23 protein-coding genes and 1 tRNA gene are annotated in these 20,708 nt (G+C 66.6%); 16 read left to right on the top strand and 8 right to left on the bottom strand.

Features of this window, described 5'->3' with window-relative positions:
* Positions 1-84: 84 nt before the first annotated feature.
* Positions 85-933, bottom strand: coding sequence for an S-formylglutathione hydrolase (fghA, locus tag PPZ50_RS00760; protein ID WP_066691846.1), 849 nt, complete (start codon positions 931-933; stop codon positions 85-87).
* A gap of 107 nt (positions 934-1,040) precedes the next feature.
* Between fghA and PPZ50_RS00755 the strand changes: the two genes are divergently transcribed.
* The gene (locus tag PPZ50_RS00755; protein ID WP_066691845.1) at positions 1,041-1,589 is read left to right on the top strand and encodes a pseudouridine synthase; all 549 of its coding nucleotides are present in this window, start codon (positions 1,041-1,043) and stop codon (positions 1,587-1,589) included.
* A gap of 463 nt (positions 1,590-2,052) precedes the next feature.
* Here the strand turns inward: PPZ50_RS00755 and PPZ50_RS00750 are convergent, their stop codons facing one another.
* On the bottom strand, positions 2,053-3,483 hold the full coding sequence (locus tag PPZ50_RS00750; protein ID WP_066691844.1) for a sigma-54-dependent transcriptional regulator: 1,431 nt from the start codon (positions 3,481-3,483) through the stop codon (positions 2,053-2,055).
* A 187-nt stretch (positions 3,484-3,670) separates the two neighbouring features.
* On the opposite strand from PPZ50_RS00750, the gene PPZ50_RS00745 reads away from it, so the two are divergent.
* From PPZ50_RS00745 to PPZ50_RS00715, 7 genes are all read left to right on the top strand, one after another.
* Positions 3,671-3,796 (top strand): aa3-type cytochrome c oxidase subunit IV, encoded by a 126-nt coding sequence (locus PPZ50_RS00745; protein WP_084401675.1) that lies wholly within the window; start codon positions 3,671-3,673, stop codon positions 3,794-3,796.
* Between the two features lies 1 nt (position 3,797).
* Positions 3,798-4,925 (top strand): Re/Si-specific NAD(P)(+) transhydrogenase subunit alpha, encoded by a 1,128-nt coding sequence (locus PPZ50_RS00740; RefSeq protein ID WP_066691843.1) that lies wholly within the window; start codon positions 3,798-3,800, stop codon positions 4,923-4,925.
* A gap of 13 nt (positions 4,926-4,938) precedes the next feature.
* The gene (locus PPZ50_RS00735) at positions 4,939-5,307 is read left to right on the top strand and encodes a PH domain-containing protein (protein ID WP_066691841.1); all 369 of its coding nucleotides are present in this window, start codon (positions 4,939-4,941) and stop codon (positions 5,305-5,307) included.
* 110 nt (positions 5,308-5,417) lie between these two features.
* Positions 5,418-5,771, top strand: a complete 354-nt coding sequence (locus PPZ50_RS00730; RefSeq protein ID WP_066691839.1) for an endonuclease domain-containing protein — start codon at positions 5,418-5,420, stop codon at positions 5,769-5,771.
* A gap of 11 nt (positions 5,772-5,782) precedes the next feature.
* Positions 5,783-6,061, top strand: a complete 279-nt coding sequence (locus PPZ50_RS00725) for an NAD(P) transhydrogenase subunit alpha (protein WP_055757824.1) — start codon at positions 5,783-5,785, stop codon at positions 6,059-6,061.
* 4 nt (positions 6,062-6,065) lie between these two features.
* Entirely contained in the window at positions 6,066-7,556 is a 1,491-nt protein-coding gene (locus PPZ50_RS00720) for an NAD(P)(+) transhydrogenase (Re/Si-specific) subunit beta (protein ID WP_066691836.1), read from the top strand.
* 53 nt (positions 7,557-7,609) lie between these two features.
* Positions 7,610-8,533 (top strand): winged helix DNA-binding protein, encoded by a 924-nt coding sequence (locus tag PPZ50_RS00715; protein ID WP_066691834.1) that lies wholly within the window; start codon positions 7,610-7,612, stop codon positions 8,531-8,533.
* Positions 8,534-8,746: 213 nt separating this feature from the next.
* Here PPZ50_RS00715 and PPZ50_RS00710 read toward each other — a convergent pair.
* From PPZ50_RS00710 to PPZ50_RS00695, 4 genes are all read right to left on the bottom strand, one after another.
* Positions 8,747-8,822, bottom strand: a tRNA-Val gene (locus tag PPZ50_RS00710).
* Positions 8,823-8,920: 98 nt separating this feature from the next.
* Positions 8,921-10,585: an acyltransferase family protein gene (locus PPZ50_RS00705; RefSeq protein WP_084401673.1), complete on the bottom strand. Its 1,665-nt coding sequence runs from the start codon at positions 10,583-10,585 to the stop codon at positions 8,921-8,923.
* On the bottom strand, positions 10,500-10,748 hold the full coding sequence (locus tag PPZ50_RS00700) for an acyltransferase family protein (protein WP_066691825.1): 249 nt from the start codon (positions 10,746-10,748) through the stop codon (positions 10,500-10,502). Before PPZ50_RS00700 ends, PPZ50_RS00705 begins: the two co-directional genes overlap by 86 nt.
* Positions 10,749-10,844: 96 nt before the next feature.
* Positions 10,845-12,476, bottom strand: a complete 1,632-nt coding sequence (locus tag PPZ50_RS00695) for a peptide MFS transporter (RefSeq protein WP_066691822.1) — start codon at positions 12,474-12,476, stop codon at positions 10,845-10,847.
* Positions 12,477-12,634: 158 nt separating this feature from the next.
* Here PPZ50_RS00695 and PPZ50_RS00690 point away from each other — a divergent pair, with 158 nt between their 5' ends.
* The 3 genes from PPZ50_RS00690 to PPZ50_RS00680 all read left to right on the top strand — a co-directional run bounded on the left by PPZ50_RS00690 (position 12,635) and on the right by PPZ50_RS00680 (position 13,953).
* On the top strand, positions 12,635-13,213 hold the full coding sequence (locus PPZ50_RS00690) for a nitroreductase family protein (RefSeq protein ID WP_066691821.1): 579 nt from the start codon (positions 12,635-12,637) through the stop codon (positions 13,211-13,213).
* 38 nt (positions 13,214-13,251) lie between these two features.
* Positions 13,252-13,611, top strand: a complete 360-nt coding sequence (locus PPZ50_RS00685) for a GntR family transcriptional regulator (RefSeq protein ID WP_066691818.1) — start codon at positions 13,252-13,254, stop codon at positions 13,609-13,611.
* Positions 13,612-13,755: 144 nt separating this feature from the next.
* Positions 13,756-13,953, top strand: coding sequence for a hypothetical protein (locus PPZ50_RS00680; RefSeq protein ID WP_126015146.1), 198 nt, complete (start codon positions 13,756-13,758; stop codon positions 13,951-13,953).
* A 41-nt stretch (positions 13,954-13,994) separates the two neighbouring features.
* Here PPZ50_RS00680 and rsmI read toward each other — a convergent pair whose 3' ends face one another.
* Positions 13,995-14,831 carry a 16S rRNA (cytidine(1402)-2'-O)-methyltransferase gene (gene rsmI, locus PPZ50_RS00675; protein ID WP_066692754.1) on the bottom strand — a complete coding sequence of 279 codons (837 nt, stop codon included), beginning with the start codon at positions 14,829-14,831 and terminating at the stop codon, positions 13,995-13,997.
* A 13-nt stretch (positions 14,832-14,844) separates the two neighbouring features.
* Between rsmI and PPZ50_RS00670 the strand changes: the two genes are divergently transcribed.
* From PPZ50_RS00670 to PPZ50_RS00660, 3 genes are all read left to right on the top strand, one after another.
* Positions 14,845-16,038, top strand: a complete 1,194-nt coding sequence (locus tag PPZ50_RS00670) for a penicillin-binding protein activator (protein ID WP_066691813.1) — start codon at positions 14,845-14,847, stop codon at positions 16,036-16,038.
* Positions 16,039-16,160: 122 nt separating this feature from the next.
* Entirely contained in the window at positions 16,161-16,619 is a 459-nt protein-coding gene (locus tag PPZ50_RS00665; protein WP_066691810.1) for an NYN domain-containing protein, read from the top strand.
* 38 nt (positions 16,620-16,657) lie between these two features.
* Positions 16,658-16,840 (top strand): hypothetical protein, encoded by a 183-nt coding sequence (locus PPZ50_RS00660; RefSeq protein ID WP_066691808.1) that lies wholly within the window; start codon positions 16,658-16,660, stop codon positions 16,838-16,840.
* 4 nt (positions 16,841-16,844) lie between these two features.
* Here PPZ50_RS00660 and PPZ50_RS00655 read toward each other — a convergent pair whose 3' ends face one another.
* Positions 16,845-17,660, bottom strand: a complete 816-nt coding sequence (locus PPZ50_RS00655; RefSeq protein WP_066691806.1) for an LD-carboxypeptidase — start codon at positions 17,658-17,660, stop codon at positions 16,845-16,847.
* Between the two features lie 48 nt (positions 17,661-17,708).
* On the opposite strand from PPZ50_RS00655, the gene PPZ50_RS00650 reads away from it, so the two are divergent.
* Complete coding sequence (locus PPZ50_RS00650) at positions 17,709-19,100, top strand: glutamate ligase domain-containing protein (protein WP_066691804.1); 1,392 nt, start codon at positions 17,709-17,711, stop codon at positions 19,098-19,100.
* Positions 19,101-19,334: 234 nt separating this feature from the next.
* Positions 19,335-20,681 carry an MFS transporter gene (locus PPZ50_RS00645; protein ID WP_066691802.1) on the top strand — a complete coding sequence of 449 codons (1,347 nt, stop codon included), beginning with the start codon at positions 19,335-19,337 and terminating at the stop codon, positions 20,679-20,681.
* Positions 20,682-20,708: the final 27 nt, after the last annotated feature.

Genomic DNA, 20,708 nt, shown 5'->3' with positions numbered 1-20,708 from the left:
CGGGAATCCATACACGCCGACGCTGCGCTTCTTTCACGACCGGTCGCGGCAATGGATTCCCGCCTGCGCGGGAATGACGAAGCTCTAGCGATCCGCCTTCAACCGCTCCCCATGCCAGCGCACATGATCGGCCATGAAGGTCGAGATGAAGTGATAGCTATGGTCATACCCCGGCTGCATGCGAAGCGTGCAGTCGATCCCGGCATCCGCACAGGCCCGCGCCAGCAATTCCGGCCGCAGCTGTTCGGCCAGGAAATTGTCGGCATCGCCCTGATCGACCAGCACCTCCTTCACCCGCGCGCCATCCTCGATCATCGCCACCGCATCCGCCGCGCGCCATGCCGACCGGTCGTCGCCGAGATAGCCGCCCAGCGCCTTCTCGCCCCACGGCACCTGGCCCGGCGCGACGATCGGCGCAAAGGCTGACACCGACCGGAACCGGTCGGGATTGCGCAGGGCGATGGTCAGCGCGCCATGCCCGCCCATCGAATGGCCGGTGATCGACTGGCGGCTGCAATCGAGCATCGGAAATTCGCTGACGATCAGCGCGGGCAGCTCGTCCTCGACGTACGACCGCATCCGGTAATGCTTCGCCCACGGCTCCTCGGTCGCATCGACATAGAAACCCGCGCCCAGCCCGAAATCCCACGCGCCTTGCGGGTCGTCGGGCACGCCTTCGCCGCGCGGCGAAGTGTCGGGCGCGATGAAGGCGATCCCCGCCTCGGCGCACGCCGCACGGAACTCGCCCTTGTCGGTGACATTGGCATGGGTGCAGGTCAGGCCGGAGAGATACCACAGCACCGGCGCGCGCTGCCCTTCGTCCAGCGGCGGCACGAACACCGAAAAGGTCATCGTCGTGCCGGTGGCGGTCGATTCATGTGAATAGACGCCCTGCGTGCCGCCATGGGCGCGGGCGGTCGAAACGGTCTTCATGGGCGCTCTCCCTCGATAGGCGGACCGGGCTATAGGGCAGGGACGTGCCGCGACGATAGCGGTTCCCGCCCCCTCGACAGCGCGGGGCGGATCGCCGACAGAGCGCCATGGCGCGGCTGATCCTTCTCAACAAACCCTATGACGTGCTGTCGCAATTCACCGATCGCGGGACGCAGGGCGCGCGTGCCACGCTGTCGGACCATGTCGCGGTGCCCGGCGTCTATCCCGCCGGGCGGCTTGACCGCGACAGCGAGGGGCTGTTGCTGCTGACCGACGACGGCCGCCTGCAGGCGCGGATCGCCGATCCCCGGTTCAAGCTGCCCAAGACCTATCTCGTGCAGGTAGAGGGCGCGCCCGACGCCGCCGCGCTCGACCGGCTGCGGCAGGGCGTCGCGCTCAACGACGGCCCGACCCGCCCGGCGGAGGTGATGGCGATCGACCCGCCCGACCTGTGGGAGCGCGTGCCGCCGATACGCTTCCGCAAGAGCGTGCCCGACCATTGGCTGTCGCTCACCATCCGCGAAGGGCGCAACCGGCAGGTGCGGCGGATGACGGCGGCGGTCGGCCTGCCGACGCTCCGGCTGGTGCGCTGGCGGATCGGGCCGTGGAGTGTCGAAGGGCTGGCGCCGGGGGAATGGCGGGAGGTGGTCGCCTGACGCAGCTGATCCGTATCCCCGCGGGGGCGGGGATCCAAGCCGCGATGGATCGAAGCCGCCGGTCATCACATCTGTATCCCCGCGCAGGCGGGGATCCAGGGCGCCCGAAGCACTGGTATCGTGCCCTTGCTTGTGTATCCCCGCGCAGGCGGGGATCCAGGGTTACAAAGCGCGACGCCTGTGGCTCTGGATCCCCGCCTGCGCGGGGATACGGCCTGTTGCAGGCCGAACCCAATTCTTCGTCACTCCCGCGAAGGCGGGAGTCCATAGACGCTGACGTCCCGGATCACGCAGAACCGTTGCGGCAATGGATTCCCGCCTTCGCGGGAATGACGATGGAAGCAACCCCACCCGTCACCCCGGGCTTGACCCGGGGTCCCGCTTCTTCTGCCGCCGTAGCAAGCAAGCGGGACCCCGGATCAAGTCCGGGGTGACGACCTTTCGAAGGGGGGGCGAAAATCCCTCAAGCGGCGTTCTGGTCGATCCCCAATTCGCCCAATTTCCGATACAGCGTCGACCGCCCGATCCCCAGCCGCCGGGCGACCTCGGTCATCCGCCCGCGATAATGGCCGATGGCGAGGCGGATGACGTCGGCCTCGATCTCCTCCAGCGCGCGCAGGTTTCCGTCGGGGCGGAACAGCGTGACACCGCCCGCAACATCGTGGCGTTGCGCGGGCAGCACCGGCTGCGGCGCGCCGCCTTCCGCGATCTGTGCGATCTCGGGGAAATCGGCCCGGGTCAGCGCGTCCCCGTCGCACAGCACCGCCGCACGGAACAGCGCGTTCTGCAACTGGCGGACATTGCCCGGCCACGGATAGGTGCCGAGCAGCGCAATGGCATCGTCGGTGATCCCCAGCGGCCGCAGCCCCGGCTGCTGCGCGATCCGCGCCATCAGGTGGCGGGCCAGCGCGGGAATGTCGCCGATGCGGTCGCGCAACGGCGGGATCGTCACCTGCACGACGTTCAGCCGGTAATACAGGTCCTCGCGGAACCGTCCGGCCTCGACCTCCTGCGTCAGCGTCTTGTTGGTCGCGGCGATGACGCGCACGTCCACCTCGCGCGGATGGCGCGCGCCGACCGCATGGATCTCGCCCGATTGCAGCACCCGCAGCAGCTTCACCTGCGTCTCGAACGGCATTTCGCCGATCTCGTCGAGGAAGATCGTGCCGCCGTCCGCTTCCTGGAACCGGCCGATCTTGCGTTCGAACGCGCCGGTGAACGCGCCCTTTTCGTGGCCGAACAGCTCGCTTTCGACCAGATTGGCGGGGATCGCGCCGCAATTGACCCGCACCATCGGCTTGCGGGCGCGCGGGGATGCGGCGTGGATCGCATCCGCGACCACTTCCTTGCCGACCCCGCTTTCGCCCTCGATCAGCACCGGCACCCGCGCGCGGGCCGCCTTGGCGGCGATGGCGAGGGCAGCGCGGAATTGCGGGGCCGACCCGACGATCTCCTCGAATGCCAGCGTCATCGACAGTTTCTCGGTCAGTGGGCGCAGCTCGCCGCGCGTGGCACCACCGGCCGCGGCTTCCAGGGCGGTCAGCAGCCGTTCGGCGGCGATCGGCTTGACCAGGAAATCGCTCGCCCCCGCGCGCATCGCCGCGACCGCGCCCGCCACCGATTCATTGGCGGTGAGCAACAGGATCGGCAGCGCCGGGCGGTTGCGGCGCAATTCGGCGATCAGCGCGGTCGCATCGGCATCCGGCGACCAATGGTCCAGCAGCACCGCGTCCAGCGCCATGCCGTCGGGCGTGCCGAGCATCGCCAGCGCGCTTTCCCCATCCCGCGCGAACAGCGTGCGCCACCCGCGCCGCCCCGCGATCGCCGCGACCAGCCGCCGCTGCGCCGGTTCGTCGTCGATCACCATCAACAGCCTTTGCCCGTCGCGCGTCATATGCTGTCCATGTGTCCCTATCGTCCCGTAACGGAGCAACCATGCGCAGACGTTCGTAAAATTCGACTTAAGCCGATGACGCAATGTCGTTTCCTGCGGCCTCGGAACGGCGCGTCGGCACAGGGCTTGGCGCGCGGGTGGCGGCGCGCTAGTCTTGCGCCAAGATAACGGATCGAGAGGAGTTCCGATGGCAGTAGAAGGCCGCCCGCCCGCCCATGCCGGGACGTACAACAGCTTCCTGCGCTGGTTCACCTGGGGCACCGTGATCTGCGCCCTGATCGCCGCACTGGTCATCTATCTGATCGCGGGCTGACGTGAAGGTCGCGCTGCTCGCCGAACAGGCCGCCGGCGAACGCCGGGTCGCCGCGACCCCCGAAACGGTTAAGAAGTTGATCGGCCTCGGCGCCGAGGTGGCGGTGGAAACGGGGGCGGGGACGGCTGCGTCGATCGACGATGCCGCCTATGCCGCCGCCGGCGCCACCATCGGCGGCCGCGCGCAGATACTGGCCGATGCCGACATCGTGCTGGGCGTCGCCGCGCCCGCGCCGGAAAGCCTTTCCGGCGCAAAGCGCGGTGCATGGCTGCTGGGGAGCCTCAATCCGTTCGGCGACCGCGCGCGGATCGAAGGGTACGCCGCGCTCGGGCTGGAGGCGCTGGCGATGGAATGGATGCCGCGCATCACCCGCGCCCAGTCGATGGACATCTTGTCGTCGCAGGCGAACCTGGCGGGGTACAAGGCGGTGCTCGACGCCGCATCGGAATATGGTCGCGCCTTCCCGATGATGATGACGGCGGCCGGTACGATCAGCGCGGCGCGGGTATTCGTCATGGGCGTCGGCGTGGCGGGCTTGCAGGCGATCGCCACCGCGCGCCGGCTGGGGGCGCAGGTCAGCGCGACCGACGTGCGCTCGGCGACCAGGGAACAGATCCTGTCTCTGGGCGCCAAGCCGATCTTCGTGGAGAAGGTTGCAGGCATCGAGGGCGAAGGCGCGGGCGGCTATGCCGGCGAAATGAGCGCCGAGTATCAGGCCGCACAGGCCGAGCTGGTCTCCGCCCATATCGCGAAACAGGACATCGTCATCACCACCGCGCTGATCCCGGGCAGGCCCGCTCCCCGGCTCATCAGCGACGCGCAGATCGCCTCGATGCGGCCGGGCAGCGTCATCGTCGACCTCGCGGTCGAACAGGGCGGCAATGTCGAAGGATCGGTCGCGGGCGAGGTGGTTCAGCGACACGGTGTCAACATCGTCGGCCATCGCAACGTGGCGAGCCGCCTTGCCGCGGACGCATCGGCATTGTTTGCGCGCAACCTTTACAACTTTCTGGCCGCCTATTGGGACAAGGACGCCGGCCGCCCGATCCTGCCCGCCGATGACGAGGTAACGCAGGCGATCCGCCTGACGCAGGACGGCCAGGTGACGAACACACGCCTGACCGCTTGAAGGGGGAATATCAATGGGTCTGTTCAGCAGCCACGAGGTCGATCCGGCCGAAATCCACGAAAAATACGGCCACGCCCTGATCGCGGGGGAGGAGGTACTGGCCGCCTTCCGCTCGCTCCGCGACACCGCCTTCCTCACCAACCTGCGCTTCGTGCTGGTCGACGTGCAGGGCATCACCGGCTCCAAGATCGCCTTCCGCAGCGTACCCTATCGCTCGATCACCGGCTTTTCGGTCGAAAGCGCCGGGACGTTCGACCTCGACAGCGACCTGCACCTGTGGGTCACCGGGCAGGCGACGCCGATGGTCCTGAAGGTCAGCCGCAACGCCGACCCGGCCGCGATCCAGCGGCTGCTGGCGGAACAGGTGCTGGCGAAACGGTGAGAGCGATCACCTCCTCAAATCCTCCCCATGCGTCGCATGGGGAGGGGGACCACGCGCAGCGTGGTGGAGGGGCTTCGACGGTCCGACAGGCACGACGCCTGCGGCGCGAAATGAGCTTGCCCGAAGTGCTGCTGTGGCAACGCCTGCGACTTGAACCCTATGGCCTGAAGTTTCGGCGGCAGCATCCGATCTTGAAGTACGTGCTCGACTTCTATTGCGCGCGAGCCAAGCTGTCGATTGAGATCGACGGCGAGGCGCATGATCGGGGGAGCCGTTCTGCGCGCGACGCTGAGCGGGACGCCGTCCTCGCTGCACGGGGCCTGACCATCGTCCGCATCCCCGCCCGTGACGTGCTAGCCGACCCCGGCGCCGCGGCCGAAGCGATCGCCGAGACCGCGCTGCCCCTCCAACCCCCGGCTGCGCCGGCGGTCCCCCTTCCCAAGCATGCTTGGGGAGGATCTTGAAGGATAACTCGATGGACTTCCTCTCGATCCTGTCGATCTTCGTCCTCGCCTGCTTCGTCGGCTATTATGTCGTCTGGTCGGTGACGCCGGCGCTGCATACGCCGTTGATGGCGGTCACCAACGCCATCTCCTCGGTCATCATCGTCGGCGCGCTGATCGCCGCCGCCGCCGCGGGCGTGCCGGGGGCCAAATGGCTGGGGCTGCTCGGCGTGGTGCTGGCCAGCATCAATATCTTCGGCGGGTTCGCCGTCACCGAACGCATGCTCGCCATGTACAAGAAGAAGGGGTGAGGGGATGCACGCACCGGTCAATCCATGGGTCGCCTTCGCCTATCTGGTGGCGGGCGTGTGCTTCATCCTCGCGCTGCGCGGCCTGTCGTCGCCAGCGACCAGCCGGCGGGGCAATCGGCTCGGCATGATCGGCATGGGGATCGCGGTGCTGACCACGATCTTTACGCATCTGCCGATCGTCGGCGGACTGTCGGAGCGATCCGACCTCTATGGCGAAACGTGGAGCTATGATGTCGTCACGATCGCCGAAATCCTGATCGCCATCGCGATCGGTGCGGTCATCGGCCTGACCACCGCCAAGCGCATCGCGATGACCGCGATGCCGCAGCTGGTCGCCGCCTTCCACTCGCTAGTCGGTCTCGCCGCCGTCCTGGTCGGGATCGCCGCCTATCTGAACCCGCAGCCGTTCGGCATCGCGATGATGGTGATCCCGATGATCGGACAGCCCTTCGCGGTCATCAACCCGGTCAGCAAGGTCGAGATGGGCCTAGGAGTCGCGATCGGCGCGATCACCTTCTCCGGCTCGGTCATCGCCTTCCTGAAGCTGAACGGCTCCATGTCGGGCAAGCCGATCCTGCTGCCCGGCCGGCACGTCATCAACCTCGCCACGCTGGCCGCGATCCTGCTGCTGGTCGCGCAGTTCGCGCATACGCAGGACAGCTGGCCGTTCTGGGCGGTGGTCGTGCTGTCGTTCGCGATCGGCTTCCTGCTGATCATCCCGATCGGCGGGGCGGACATGCCGGTCGTCGTGTCGATGCTCAACAGCTATTCGGGCTGGGCGGCGGCGGCGATGGGCTTCACCCTCGGCAACACTGCGATGATCATCACCGGCGCGCTGGTCGGCTCGTCGGGCGCGATCCTCAGCTACATCATGTGCCGCGCGATGAACCGCAGCTTCATCAGTGTGATCGCCGGCGGCTTCGGCGCGACCGACAGCGGCGGGGGAGGCGCGGCGGCGATCGACCGGCCGTGGAAGCGCGGATCGGCAGAGGACGCCGCCTTCCTGATGCAGCAGGCCGAACAGGTCATCATCGTCCCCGGCTACGGCATGGCGGTGGCCCAGGCGCAGCACGCGCTCAGGGAAATGGGCGACAAGCTGAAGGAGCATGGCGTCCGCGTGAAATACGCCATCCACCCGGTCGCGGGGCGGATGCCGGGGCATATGAACGTGCTGCTCGCCGAAGCCAACGTGCCCTATGACGATGTGTTCGAGCTGGAGGACATCAACTCCGAATTCGCACAGACCGACGTCGCCTTCGTCATCGGTGCCAACGACGTGACCAACCCGGCGGCGAAGACCGACAAGACCTCGCCGATCTACGGCATGCCGGTGCTCGACGTCGAAAAGGCAAAGACGGTGCTGTTCATCAAGCGGTCGATGGGCGGGGTGGGCTATGCCGGGGTCGATAACGAGGTCTTCTACCGCGACAACACCATGATGCTGCTCGCCGACGCCAAGAAGATGGTCGAGGAAATCGTGAAGGCGATGGACTAAGCCGGCCCGTCCCTCCTATCGGCTCCCGTATACGGATAGGACAGGGGGACGGTTTGACGGCGTTCGAAGGATTTGGTGAGCCGGCAACGCGGCGGGCGATCATCGTCGCCGACGATGCGATCGCGGCGGACGATGCGGCACAGGCGGCGCGCGCGGCCGGGGTACAGCTCGGCGACACGATCGGCTTTGCCGAGATCGCCGACGCGCTCGATGCGATCCCGCATGCCGACCTGCTGCTGGTCGAGGCGGCGGGCGTCGATCCGGCGGACCTCGACCGCGCCCTGCCGCTGCTGGTCGCACGCGCCCGGCGCGACCGGGCGCAGATCGTCGCCAGCTTCCCGCTCGATGCGCTCGACATCGTGTCGCTGCACCTGCTGGGCGGCCCGGCGATCCTGTTGTGCGACGCCCGGCCCGAGGAGCGGGTTGCGGCGATTGCGCTGAGCGGCGGTGTCGCTGGCGGGATGCACGCCGCGGAGCGCGACGCCGAACGCCTGCGCCGACTGAACGCCGAGATCGCGCGTATCGCCGAAGCGCTGCTCAAGCTCAGCCGCGACGGAGGGGCCGGCGACGGCGTGCGCGACCGCGGGTCGGACTTCGTGGCGCCCCCGTCCGAAAGCGAGGCACCGGTCGAGGTCACGGCCGCAACCGTCCGCGGCGCGATCCGCGCGCGCCGGATGCGCGACCAGTATTTCCCCAGGGACCTGTTCGCCGATCCCGCATGGGACATGCTGCTCGACCTGTTCGCCGCCCGGCTGGAGGGGCTGACGGTATCGGTGTCGAGCCTGTGCATCGCCGCCGCCGTACCGCCGACGACGGCGCTGCGCTGGATCACGGCGATGACCGATGCCGGCCTGCTGATGCGCCGCGAGGATCCGAGCGACCGCCGCCGGGCGTTCGTCGCCCTCACCGCGCAGGCGGTGGCGGGGATGGAGCGCTATGGCCAGGCGGTGGCGAAGGCGGGGTTGGGCTGGGCGTAGGGAGTGTCGCCTTGGAGCGGCGCGGCAGGCCACTCATCCAGTGCCGTTCTGCGCTAGCGCAGGCCAAGGCGGCTCAGGAGCCACGCAAAAAACCGCATCGCACCCGCGCAGGCCGTCAGTCGTGGCGAAGCCGCGCCTTATGGCCTGGCTTCGACCCGCTGGCCGCGCTGGCGCATGGTGTGTGCTGCTTGCAGCCCATCCTGCGCTGCGCGGTGGTGGGCGCTGACGGGCTCGAACCGCCGACCCTCTCGGTGTAAACGAGATGCTCTACCAACTGAGCTAAGCGCCCCCTCTGCGGGAGACGTGCCGAATACCGTGGTTTAGGCAGGTTGCAACAGGGATTTCGCAACTAAGGTTCGAAATCCCCGTCCCTCTGACCGACCGGCGCTACTTGAGCGGGAACGGATGGTTACGGCGGATTCGGTCGATCATCAACTTCGACCCCTCCGCCGACAGATGACCATAATCCGATTGGACCGGATTACCGTCGGCTGTCCAAAGCGTGCAACGCCCATCAGGACAAATTGCGTCGTAGACCGAGACGTAGATTGCTCCGGTCGTGGGTACCTTCCGTTTGAACTCGGCATCGAGCGCGCGCCTGTCGGCGACACGATGATCTGCCAGTACGCTTGGATCGTTGCGATACAAGGCGGTGGCAAGGACGCGTGGTAATGCGCGGTCATATTCAGCGATCGGGCCGAATATGATGACGTGATTGGCGTAGCGACGAACGTGTTCGATCTGGCGACGCAGAGCGGGCCAATCGTCATTCGCCCAACGGGCGGAGATGATAACCGTGTCCATGCGGTGCCGGGGGAGGAATTCGTCCGTGATGAAATGCATCAAGGCCGTACAGCGACGCTCCCCGGTGGGATCGGCCACGGGGCGGCAACCCGATGCGGTCGCCTGTAGCAGGTTAAGATCCCGTTGTGCCATCATACCGGGCAGGAAATGCGCCGCATGGCTGTCGCCTAGAAGCAGATAGTTCGGTTTCGTCGACGAAATGGGGAGGCACGTATCGCGCGCATAGGATGCGAATGTGTCGCGGGTGGTAAGGAAGCAACTGCCGACGCGGAAGTTGTCATCCGCGCGATAGTTGATGAACTTTGCCACCCGCTCGACACGAGCAGGCACTTGCCAATAGGCACGTGCGACGAACGGTGTGGCAGCGGCGAAAGCGAGGACGAATAGCATCGATCCCACACCGATCGCCACGACGCGCTTTGAGGAAACGGCCTCATCGCGTTTGCGGAACGGTTGCTCGACAAACCGCCAGGACAGGGTCGCCGCTATGATCGCGATCGCGATGTAGACCAGCCGACCAGCACTGTTCCTCGGTTCGTACACCTGATTGCCCAAGACCCAAATCGGCCAGTGCCAAAGGTACAGAGAATAAGAAATCTTGCCGAAAAAGCGGGCCGGCGGGATGCTAAGCAATCGTCCTGCCAACGTACGACGGGCCGACCCCGACCAGATCAGGCACGCTGCACCAATGCACGCGGGAGCCGCATTGATTCCGGGAAAGCTGCTGATTTTGGTCAGGAGTAGCGCGCTGGCGCCGATACATCCCAGGCCAATTGCACCGACAACATCGGCGACGACGCCACCGCGCGACTCGGGAATCATGCCAAGAGCTAAAACCGACCCGATCATCAGTTCCCACGTCCGGTACTGGACGAGATAAAATGCTGCAGACGGATCGGTAGCTAGTCTCCACTGCGACAAAATCAGAGTTATGACGAGAATAAATCCGACCAAGGGCTTGAGCGCTGCAGGAAAGCGGCGATGGACAAATGCCAGCAGGGGCGGGAAGAAAATATAAAACTGCTCTTCGACCGAAAGAGACCACGTGTGAAGCAAGGCATTAAATTCGGAGGAAGCATCAAAATAGTCGAACTGAGTATAAAAATAAATGTTCGATGCAAAAAGAGCGGATGCCGCCGTGTTCTTCGCTTGCTGCAGCGTTTCATCGGGAAGTAGAATTATGGCAGACGCCCCGCCGGACGCGTCGTTCGTAAAAATCCCAGATGCTAAACCGCCCCGCCTGCGCATCGGTAAAAATGATCTTGGTAATGAGATAGCCGGAGATGACGAAAAATACGTCGACGCCGACATAGCCCCCAGGAATGAAGCGCGCGAAGCCGCAGTGAAACGCGATTACCAGCAGGACCGCGATTGCCCGTAGACCATCGATATCCTCGCGATACTTAATCATCTGCTATCCCCCCGGAATGGCGGGCGGATAGCACGAGCGGGATGCTGCTGCAATGCAGCAACACCCCGCCAGGAACTGATCAGCTTGTCGACTGCCCTATTTCTCTTCCTTCCACACATCCACACCCGCCGCCTTCGGCTCGCCGATCTCGGCCTGGCCCGCGAGGCTGTGGTCGGCATCGTCGGCCAGCGTGTCGAGGTGCATCCACCGCTTCACGATAGGGGAGAGCAGCAGCACGACCACGCCGATGCCGATCGTCCACCACCCGATGCTGTTATAGACCGACAACGTGCCTTCCTTGGTCATTTCGCCGTCATGGCCGCCGGTCGCCTCACCGATCTTGCCGGCCACGAAATTGCCGACCGCCGTCATGTAGAACCACGCACCCATGATCAGCGACGCGAGGTGCTTGGGCGCCAGCCGGTTCATCGCCGACAGGCCGACGGGCGACAGGCACAGCTCGCCGGTCGTCTGGAAGAAATAGATCAGGAAGACGAACAGCACCGGCGTCGCGATTTCCGGGCCGACGGTCCTGGCGCCCCACACGAATAGCAGGAACGAGAAGCCGACCTGCAGCAACGCCAGCGCGAACTTGGCCGGGGCGGAGGGTTCGAGATTGCGCTTGGCCAGCGCCACCCACAACGCCGCGAAGATCGGGCCGAGCAGCACGATGTAGATCGCGTTGATCGACTGGAACAACGAGGCGGGCACCCCGCCGCGATCGACATAGCGGTCGGTATAGAGGTTCAGCGAGCCGCCCGCCTGTTCGAACAGGCCCCAGAACACCGGGTTCAGCGCGATCAGGAACAGGATGGCGAACATCCGCTCGCGCGGTTCCTTGGGCAGCTTGAACGATTCGAACAGCACATAGCCGAGCAGCGCGACGCCCGAGATGATGAGCAGCGTCTCGATCACCGACTGATACTGGATCAGTGCCCAGATCACACCGATCGACGCGACGCCAAGGCCGTACAGCCCCCATTCGGTGCCCTTGGACAGCGGGCGCGGGGCCTCGCCCTGACCCTTCAGCAGCGGCTTGCCCAGCACGAACACGATCAGGCCGAGCAGCATGCCGATGCCCGCCGCGCCGAAGCCGTACGCCCAGCCATAGGTTTCCCCGAGGAAACCGGCAAAGATCACGCCCAGCGCCGCGCCGACGTTAATCCCGACATAGAAGATGGTGTAGGCCCCGTCGCGGCGCAGATCGGTGCGGCTGTAGAGCTGCCCGACGATCACCGAGATGTTCGCCTTCAGGAAGCCCGACCCGACGATGATGCAGGCCAGCGCCGCCCAGAACACGTTGATCGCGGGATCGGCCTGCTTGACGATCGGATCGGTGATGCCGGTCTGTCCCTCGAACGCCATCAGCAGATGGCCGATGGTCAGGATCACCGCGCCGAACAGCACCGCCTTGCGCTGTCCCAGATAGCGGTCGGCGAGATAGCCGCCCAGCACCGGCGTGATGTACACCAGCGAGGTATAGGCGCCGTAGATCAGGTTGGATTCGCCGTCGCCGAACAGCCAGTGCTTCGTCAGGTAGAAGATCAGCAACGCGCGCATGCCGTAATAGGAAAAGCGCTCCCACATCTCGGCGAAGAACAGGACGTACAGCCCCTTGGGATGGCCGGCGAATTCTTCGCCCTTGCTGGCCGCGGCGACGCCGCCCAGCAGCAACAGCAGGATCAGGAACCCCGCTGCGATCGATGGAATGATGGGTAGGCCGAACAAGGATGCATCCCCCGCAAAAAACTGGCGCGCCCGTCGCCTCTTATGGGCGGGGCACGCGGATTGAGCGAGCCTAACGGCGAAAATCGCGATGCCAAGCGGGATTGTTGCGAATGTGACGATGCTTGGCCTGCCGTGCCGCGGCGACTACATCGCGGCCCATGACCTTCAACGACCGCTCCACGCTGCTCGACTATCTGCGCACCCGCCGTTCGGGCAAGCCGCGCGACATGGTCGCACCGGGGCCGGGCGATGCCGAGATCGATGCGATGATCGCGATCGCCGCGCGCACGCCCGACCATGGCAAGCTCGCCCCGTGGCGCTTCGTCGTGGTGCCGCAGGACAAGCGCGCGGCGTTCGCAGCCTTGCTGCGCGAGGCGCAGGTGGTGGAGAATCCCAAGGCGACCGAAGCGCATCTCGAAGCCTGCGACCGCTTCGCGCATGAGGGCGAGGCGCTGATCGTCGTCCTGTCCGCGCCGGTCGACAGCCATATCCCGCGCTGGGAACAGGAACTGTCGGCCGGGGCGGCGACGATGAACCTGCTCCATGCCGCGCACGCCATGGGCTATGTCGCCAGCTGGCTGACGGGATGGATGGCGTTCAGCGACCGGGTGCGCGATGCCTTCGGGGGAGCGAACGACCGCATCGCCGGCTTCGTTTTCATCGGTTCGCCCGGCCGGCCGCTCGACGAACGGCCGCGTCCCGACCCGGCACGCATCGGTACGCGATGGTCCGGTTGAATGATGGACATTTTTGCCGCTTGCTGTATTAAGTCAGCATGACAGCGATCGATCATGAGGACACGCCCGTATATCTGCGCCTGCGCGCGTTGATCGCCGCCGCGATCCTGCGCGGGGAATATCGCACGGGGGACCAGTTGCCGTCGGTCCGCGCCTTTGCCGCCGAACATGGCGCCAACCCGCTGACCGTCGCCAAGGCGTACCAGACCTTTCAGGACGATGGCTATGTCGAGGTCCGGCGCGGCGTCGGCATGTTCGTGTTGCCCGGCGCCGTGGAGCGGTTGCGCATGGCGGAGCGCGAACGCTTCCTGAGCGGGCATTGGCCACGGATTCGCGCGCATATTGACCTGCTGGGACTTGACGCGCACACGCTGTTGGACGAACGCGCGCCGGCCTGACCGGGAACTGCGGCGGACCGGTGGCGGGTATGGCCTGTCGCCGCTTGCAGTCTGGAACCTTTCGTGTCCTCGTCGGTCTTTGGTACCCTTCGTAACGGAACCGTGGCGCGGTGGTGGCGTTCCCTTTTCAACAGGGAGACTGCCGTGGAACGAACCGCCTTGATGCCGACCCGCGTGCCCCTCTACGCGCTGCATGGTCGCAACCATTGCCCGACCTGCGGGGCGTCGCAATGGTTCGTCGGGCGGATCATCGCCGAATGTGCCTGCTGCGGCGATACGCTGCCGATCAACCATGCGGTTCGCCCGACCCAGATGACCGCGCTGCGCAATATCGCGGCGTAAACCCGGTCCGGGGTTACGTAAGGATGGCGGACCGGTCCGCCCTACTCCCCCTTCATCGCCATCGCCCGCGCGTACAGCTCGCGCCGGTCCAGCCCCAACGCCTTGGCCACTTCGCCCGCCGCCTTCGACGTGGGCAGCCGGGTCAGCGCCTCGCGCAGCGCCGTGTCGGCATCGTCCTGCGTCGCGGGCGCCGGGGCTCCGGGCGGGGCGACTACGATCACGATCTCGCCCTTGGGCGGCGCATCGGCATAGCGCTCCGCCAGCGCCGACAATGTGCCGGTCACGCACTCCTCGAACCGCTTGGTGATCTCGCGCGCGACGCCGCATTCGCGCTCGCCCAGCCCTTCCGCCAGCGCGGCGAGCGTCGCCGACAATCGCTGCCCGCTTTCATAGAAGACCAGGGTCGCGCGGACGCCGGCGATCTCGGCAATCGCCTCCGCCCGGGCATGCACCTTGGACGGCAGGAAGCCGGCGAACAGGAACCGGTCGGTCGGCAGGCCCGCCAGCGTCAGCGCCGCGATCGCCGCGCACGGACCCGGAATGGTGACGACGACATGCCCCGCCGCCCGCGCATCGCGCACCAGCTTGTAGCCGGGATCGGAGATCAGCGGCGTCCCCGCATCGGACACCAGCGCCACCGCCTCACTCGCCATCCGCGCGATCAGCCCCGGGCGCATCCCCTCGGCATTATGGTCGTGATAGGGGATCATCGGCCGCTTGACCCCGATATGGCGCAACAGCCCCGCCGTTACCCGGCTGTCCTCGACCGCGATCACATCGGCGCGCGATAAAATATCGGCGGCACGGATAGTTAGGTCAGCGAGATTGCCGATCGGGGTCGCGACGATGTAGAGGCCGGGGACAAGTTTTTCGGTCATCAGGGGTAGGTCCATGGCAGACACGATAGCGCCACGGCAATGGCGGCACCACATCGCGCGCGCCACGGCGCTGATCGGCGCGGCATTGCTCGCGGGGTGCGCGACCATCGTTCCCAAGGGGCCGGTCGAACAGGCGCCGCCCACCACCACCCGCCCGCAGCCGACCCGGCCCGGCCCGGTCACCGGCGGCATTCCCGAGGATAATCAGCGTCACCGCGTCGCGCTGCTGGTACCGCTCAGCGGTCCCAATGGCGGGGTCGGGCGCTCGATCGCCAATGCGACGCAGCTGGCGCTGCTCGACACGCGCAGCGAACGGGTGCGAATCACTACCTATGACACCGCGCTCGGCGCCGCCGCCGCCGCGCAGCGCGCGATTGCGGAGGGCAACCGGCTGATCCTGGGGCCGCTGCTCGCCGACGACGTGCGCGCGGTGGCCCCGATCGCCCGCGGGGCGAAGGTGCCGGTCATCAGCTATTCGAACGACGTGTCGGTTGCCGGGGGCGGTGCCTATCTGCTGGGCTATACCCCGGCGCAGTCGATCGACCGGGTCGTCGGCTATGCCCGCACCAACGGCATGACCCAGTTCGCCGGCCTCGTGCCTGCCGGCGTCTATGGCCAGCGCGCCTCGACCAGCTTCCTCCGCGCCGTCGAGCAGGCCGGCGGACAGGTCGTCTCGATCCAGACCTATGCCCGGGGCGGGATCGCGGCGGCGGTCGCGAAGCTGCCGAAGACCTCGCCCTACGAAGCGATCCTGATCGCCGATCAGGCAGGGCAGGCGGCGCTGGCAGTGCCCGCGATCCGCCGGTCGACCAGCCGTTCGGCCAAGGTGCTTGGCACCGAATTGTGGAACACCGAAACCGGCCTGGGATCGATGCCGGCGCTGAATGGCGCCTGGTATGCCAGCGTCTCGAACGGCCTGTATCGCCAGTTCGTGACCAAATACCGCGCCCGCTTCAACGCCGCGCCATACCGCCTGTCGAGTCTGGGCTATGATTCGGTGCTGCTGACCGTCCGCATCGCCCGCGACTGGGCAATCGGCCGCGACTTTCCCGAAAGCCGGTTGCGTGCCGAGGACGGCTTCGCGGGGCTCGACGGCGCCTTCCGCTTCGGCCGCGACGGCGTGGCTGAACGCGCGCTGGAGGTGCAGGAGGTGCGGACGGGAGGTGCGGTGACGGTGAGCCCCGCGCCGCGGACGTTCGGGGAGTAGGAGCGATTTTGCAATTCGCGATGTTTTATCTTAATAAGAAAATATTACTCCCCTGATGAGCTTCGGCCGTCGGGCGCACGGCGGGCCAAAAGCCCGCCGTTGCTCTTTGTAGGGCAGGCGCCTTGAACACCCATGTCTATATCGACGGGTTCAACCTCTATTATGGGCTGCTGAAAGGCACGCCGTACAGATGGCTCGATCTGGAGCGTTGGTGCGATCAGCTGCTGCCGCGCAACAGCGTCACCAAGATCCATTACTTTACGGCACAGGTCGATGCGCGTCCGCAGGACCCCGACCAGCCGACCCGCCAGTTCGCGTATCTTCAGGCGCTGCGTTCACTGCCCAGAGTCGAAGTGCATCTGGGGACGTTCATGAGTTCGGTCGTCAGTCAGGTGATGGTGGAAACCGATCCCGCGACCGGTCGCTATCGGCGCATGGGCGGAAAGCCGGTCCTCCAGCTCGATCCGGCCGGTAACCCCGTAAAAGCTTGGACCTACAAGAGCGAGGAAAAGGGGTCGGACGTGAACCTCGCCGCGCATCTGCTGCGTGATGCCTATCAGGGCACTGCCAATGCGCAGTAATCGTCTCTAACGATTCCGACCTGCTCACGCCGATCCGCATGGCGAAGGCTGACTGCGGTACGGTGGTCGGACTGGTGCCGCCGCGGCCAAAGGGCAGCATCGAACTCAAGGCACTGGCTGATTTCAAGATCGATCCGCGCGTACATCTGCTCGCCAGTTCGCAGTTGAGCGACCCGGTGGCGACGCCGACCGACACGATTCATAAGCCGCCGAACTGGTAACCCGTCACGCCACCCCGAACGGCACCACCATGTTATCGGCATAATGGCCGACATGCGCCCGCCCCAGATACGGCACGCCCATCGCCCGAGCCCATTTGGCGGCGATCTGTTCCTCGGTCTCGCCGAACCCCGTATCGTCGGGATGGCGGTCAGTCACCGCGCCCAGCCGGATGCCGGCGATGCCCTTCAATTGCGTCGCCTCGCTCAGCTGCCACAACAGCCGGTCGATGCGGTACAGATCCTCGCCGACTTCCTCGACGATCACGACATGGTCGGTCAGGTCGGGCAGCCACGGCGTACCGATCAACGCGCACAAGATGACAAGGTTGAACGCGACGGTCGGCCTTCCGTCGAGCTCCGGGGCCAGCATCGTGCGGTCGCGATTGACCAGCCACGCCAGCGCTCGCGCCGCGCTGTTGGTGCCGCCGGCCTTACCGACCTGCGCCGCCATCGGGCCATGGACCGGCCGCCCGATCCGCCGGGCATAGAGCGCGCCGAGCAGGAACCCCATGTCGGAAAAGCCGAGATAGCTCTTCGCCGCCGCGGCGCGATTGAGCTGCGGCATCACCGTGTCGAGGATGCGGTTCGACCCGTACCCGCCGCGCGCGAACCAGATCGCGTCGAAGCCCGGATCGTTCGCGAATTCGAGAAAGGCGGCGGCACGCTGTTCGTCGGTCCCGGCGAAATGCCCGACATCGAGGAAGCATTGCGGATGCACGACCAGGTCGAGCGTCGGATAGGTGAGAGCGGCATAGCCCTGAGTCCGGGCCATCTGTTCCTCATCCACCCGCCGTGCCGGTGCCACGACTCCGATACGCATCACGCAACCCCGCTTGCCACTCAGGACCAACCCCGATAGCGCCACGCGATGCTGTACGGCAAATCCTTCTTCCTCGTCGGGATCGGCGGGTCGGGCATGATGCCCCTCGCCATGATCCTCGCCGGGCGCGGCGCGACCGTCGCCGGCTCCGACCGCAGCCTCGACCAGGCGAGCCTGCCCGCCAAGTTCGATGCCCTGCGTGCCCTTGGCATCGCGCTCTACCCGCAGGATGGCAGCGGCATCGCGTCGGCCGAGCAGATCGTTATCGCCTCCGCCGCGATCGAACCGACCGTCGCCGACATCGTCGCCGCCGACCGCGTCGGCGCGAAGCGGATGGGCCGGGCCGAACTGCTCGCCGAACTGTTCAATGCAGCAACGCTGTCCATCGGGGTCGCGGGCACCAGCGGCAAGTCGACCGTCACCGGCATGATCGGCTTCATCCTCCACGCGCTAGGCCGCGATCCGACGGTGATGAACGGCGCGGTGATGAAGGACTTCGCCGCGCCCGACCGCCCCTTCGCCAGCGCCCTGGTCGGGCAGGGCGATGCGTTCGTCAGCGAGGTGGACGAGAGCGACGGCTCTATCGCCTATTACCGACCGCACGTCGCGGTGCTGAACAATGTCAGCCTCGACCACAAATCGCTCGACGAACTGCGCGCGCTGTTCGGCGGATTCGCCGAGCGGGCGGGGCGGGTGGTCGTCAATGTCGGCGATGCCGAGGCGGCGGCGCTGGCGGCGACGATCCCGGCGGACAAGCGCACGACCTTCGCGGTGGAGGGCGATGCGGATCTTGCCGCCCGCGCGCTGGTGCTCGATCCCTTTGCCAGCCGGTTCGAACTGGCGGCGGACGGAGCGACCTATCCCGTCGCCCTCGCTGTACCGGGGCGGCACAACGTCGCCAATGCGCTGGCGGCGATCGGCGCCGTGGCGGCGGTCGGGGTGCCGATCGCCGATGCGGCGCGGGCGATCGCCGGCTTTTCCGGTCTCAAGCGCCGCTTCGAACTGGTGGGGCAGGCCGGCGGCGTCGCCGTCATCGACGATTTCGGCCACAACCCGGACAAGATCGCCGCGACCATCGCCACGTTGCGCAGCGCGCCGGGCCGGCTGCTGCTGTTCTTCCAGCCGCACGGCTATGGCCCGCTGAAGGTCATGCGGCGCGAACTGGTGGCGATGTTCGCCGATCGGCTGGTGGCCGACGACCTGCTGGTGCTCCCCGATCCGGTCTATCGCGGCGGGACGGTCACCCGCGAAGTGACCAGCGCAGACATCGTCGCCGACCTGACGGCACTCGGCGCCCCGGCGCGCCACATCGCCGATCGCGACGCAGCGGCGGCGTTCCTCGTCGAACAGGCCCGCCCCGGCGACCGCATCGTCATGATGGGCGCGCGTGACGATACCCTGTCGGAACTGGCGGCGGGCATGGTGGCGCGGCTGGGCTGAAGTTGCCAAATTCGTCATCCCGGCGCAGGCTGGGATCTCCCGGTTATGGAGCGCACTCCTCGCCGCCGGATACCCCCGCCTTCGCTGGGGTGACGCTGGGGCGGGGGCGATGGTTCCTCGAACCTCCCAATCCTTACCAATTCCTTGACATCGCCCGCCTGCTCGGCGACCGGACCAATATCGCAAGCAAATTGTCGAATTAGTCCGACAAGGACCGAGTTGGGGAGGCCGCTTTTGGCACAGACACGGGCGGGTTCCGCCACCACCGGGCTGGCATTCGCCGCCGTCACGACACTGTTCTTCGCATGGGGCTTCATCACATCGCTGATCGACCCACTGGTCGCGGCGGTGAAGGGCATCTTCACCCTGTCCGATTTCGAGGCGCAGTTCGCCGCATCGGCCTTCTTTCTCGCCTATGGCCTCGTCTCGATGCCCGCCGCGATCCTGCTCGGCCGGTTGAAGGCGGTGCCCTCGATCCTGTTCGCGCTCATCACCATGGTCGTCGGCTGCCTGACGATGCTGGTCGCGGCGAACCTCGCCGTCTTCCCGATCGTGCTGCTCGGCCTGTTCATCCTCGCCTCGGGCATCACCATCCTGCAGGTCGCGGCGAACCCGCTGGCCGCCGCGCTGGGTGACCCCAAGCTCAGCCATTTCCGCCTGACGCTCAGCCAGACGTTCAACTCGTTCGGCACCTTCCTGGGGCCCCTGCTCGGCGCGAGCCTGTTCCTCGAAGGGGTCGAGGTAAAGGACGGCACGGTGCTGACCGAAGCGGTGCGCGCCGGCGCGCTGGCCGGGATCGACCGGGCCTATTTCTGGATCGCCGGGCTGATCGCCGCACTGGCAGTGTTCTTCTTCCTCAGCCGCAAGGTTGTGTCGGCCGCCGTGCCGGAAGCGCCTGCGAACACCCCGTCGCCTGCCGCGCTGCTGCGCGACGCCTTCTCGTCGCGCTGGGCGGTGCTCGGCGCCGCCGCGATCTTCATCTATGTCGGCGCCGAAGTCGCCATCGGCACGCAGATGGCGCTGTTCCTCAACGCCGATGCCTGGGCCGCTTCGGACGCCGCGTTCGGCGTGCCGCTGCTGGGCCTCGCCATGGGCAGCGACGGCGTGCCCGGCGTGTCGTTGCAGGAAGCCGGCAAGGCGGTCGCCTTCTACTGGCTGGGCGCGATGGTCGGCCGCGCGATCGGGTCGGTGCTGCTGTCGCAGGTCAAGGCGCACAAGCTGCTGGCGCTGTTCACTGGTATCGCCGTCGCCATGTGCCTCTATGTCGCGTTCGTCGGCGGGGTCGGGGCGGGCTTCGTGGCGCTGGCCATCGGCCTGTTCAACTCGATCATGTTCCCGGTCATCTTCACCCTGACCCTCGAACGCTCGACCGCCAGCGAGGCGGCAACCTCGGGGCTGCTCTGCACCGCGATCTTCGGCGGGGCGGTGATCCCGCTGATCGTCGGGCTGGTGTCGGGTGCGCTCGGCCATGGCGCGGCGTTCGTCGTGCCGGCGCTCTGCTATGCCGCCTTGTGCGCCTTCGCCATCGCCGCCGGCCGCACGCCCCCACGCAACGCCGCTTCGGCCAAGAGCCTTCACTGATCGTCGCAGCGACCATGGTTTCCTACC

Origin of the sequence: Sphingomonas hankookensis, from assembly GCF_028551275.1 — a bacterium.
In the GTDB taxonomy this organism is placed as follows: Bacteria; Pseudomonadota; Alphaproteobacteria; order Sphingomonadales; family Sphingomonadaceae; genus Sphingomonas; species Sphingomonas hankookensis_A.
Note: the sequence above shows the minus strand (reverse complement) of the source record. Positions and strands in the feature narration are given on the sequence as shown.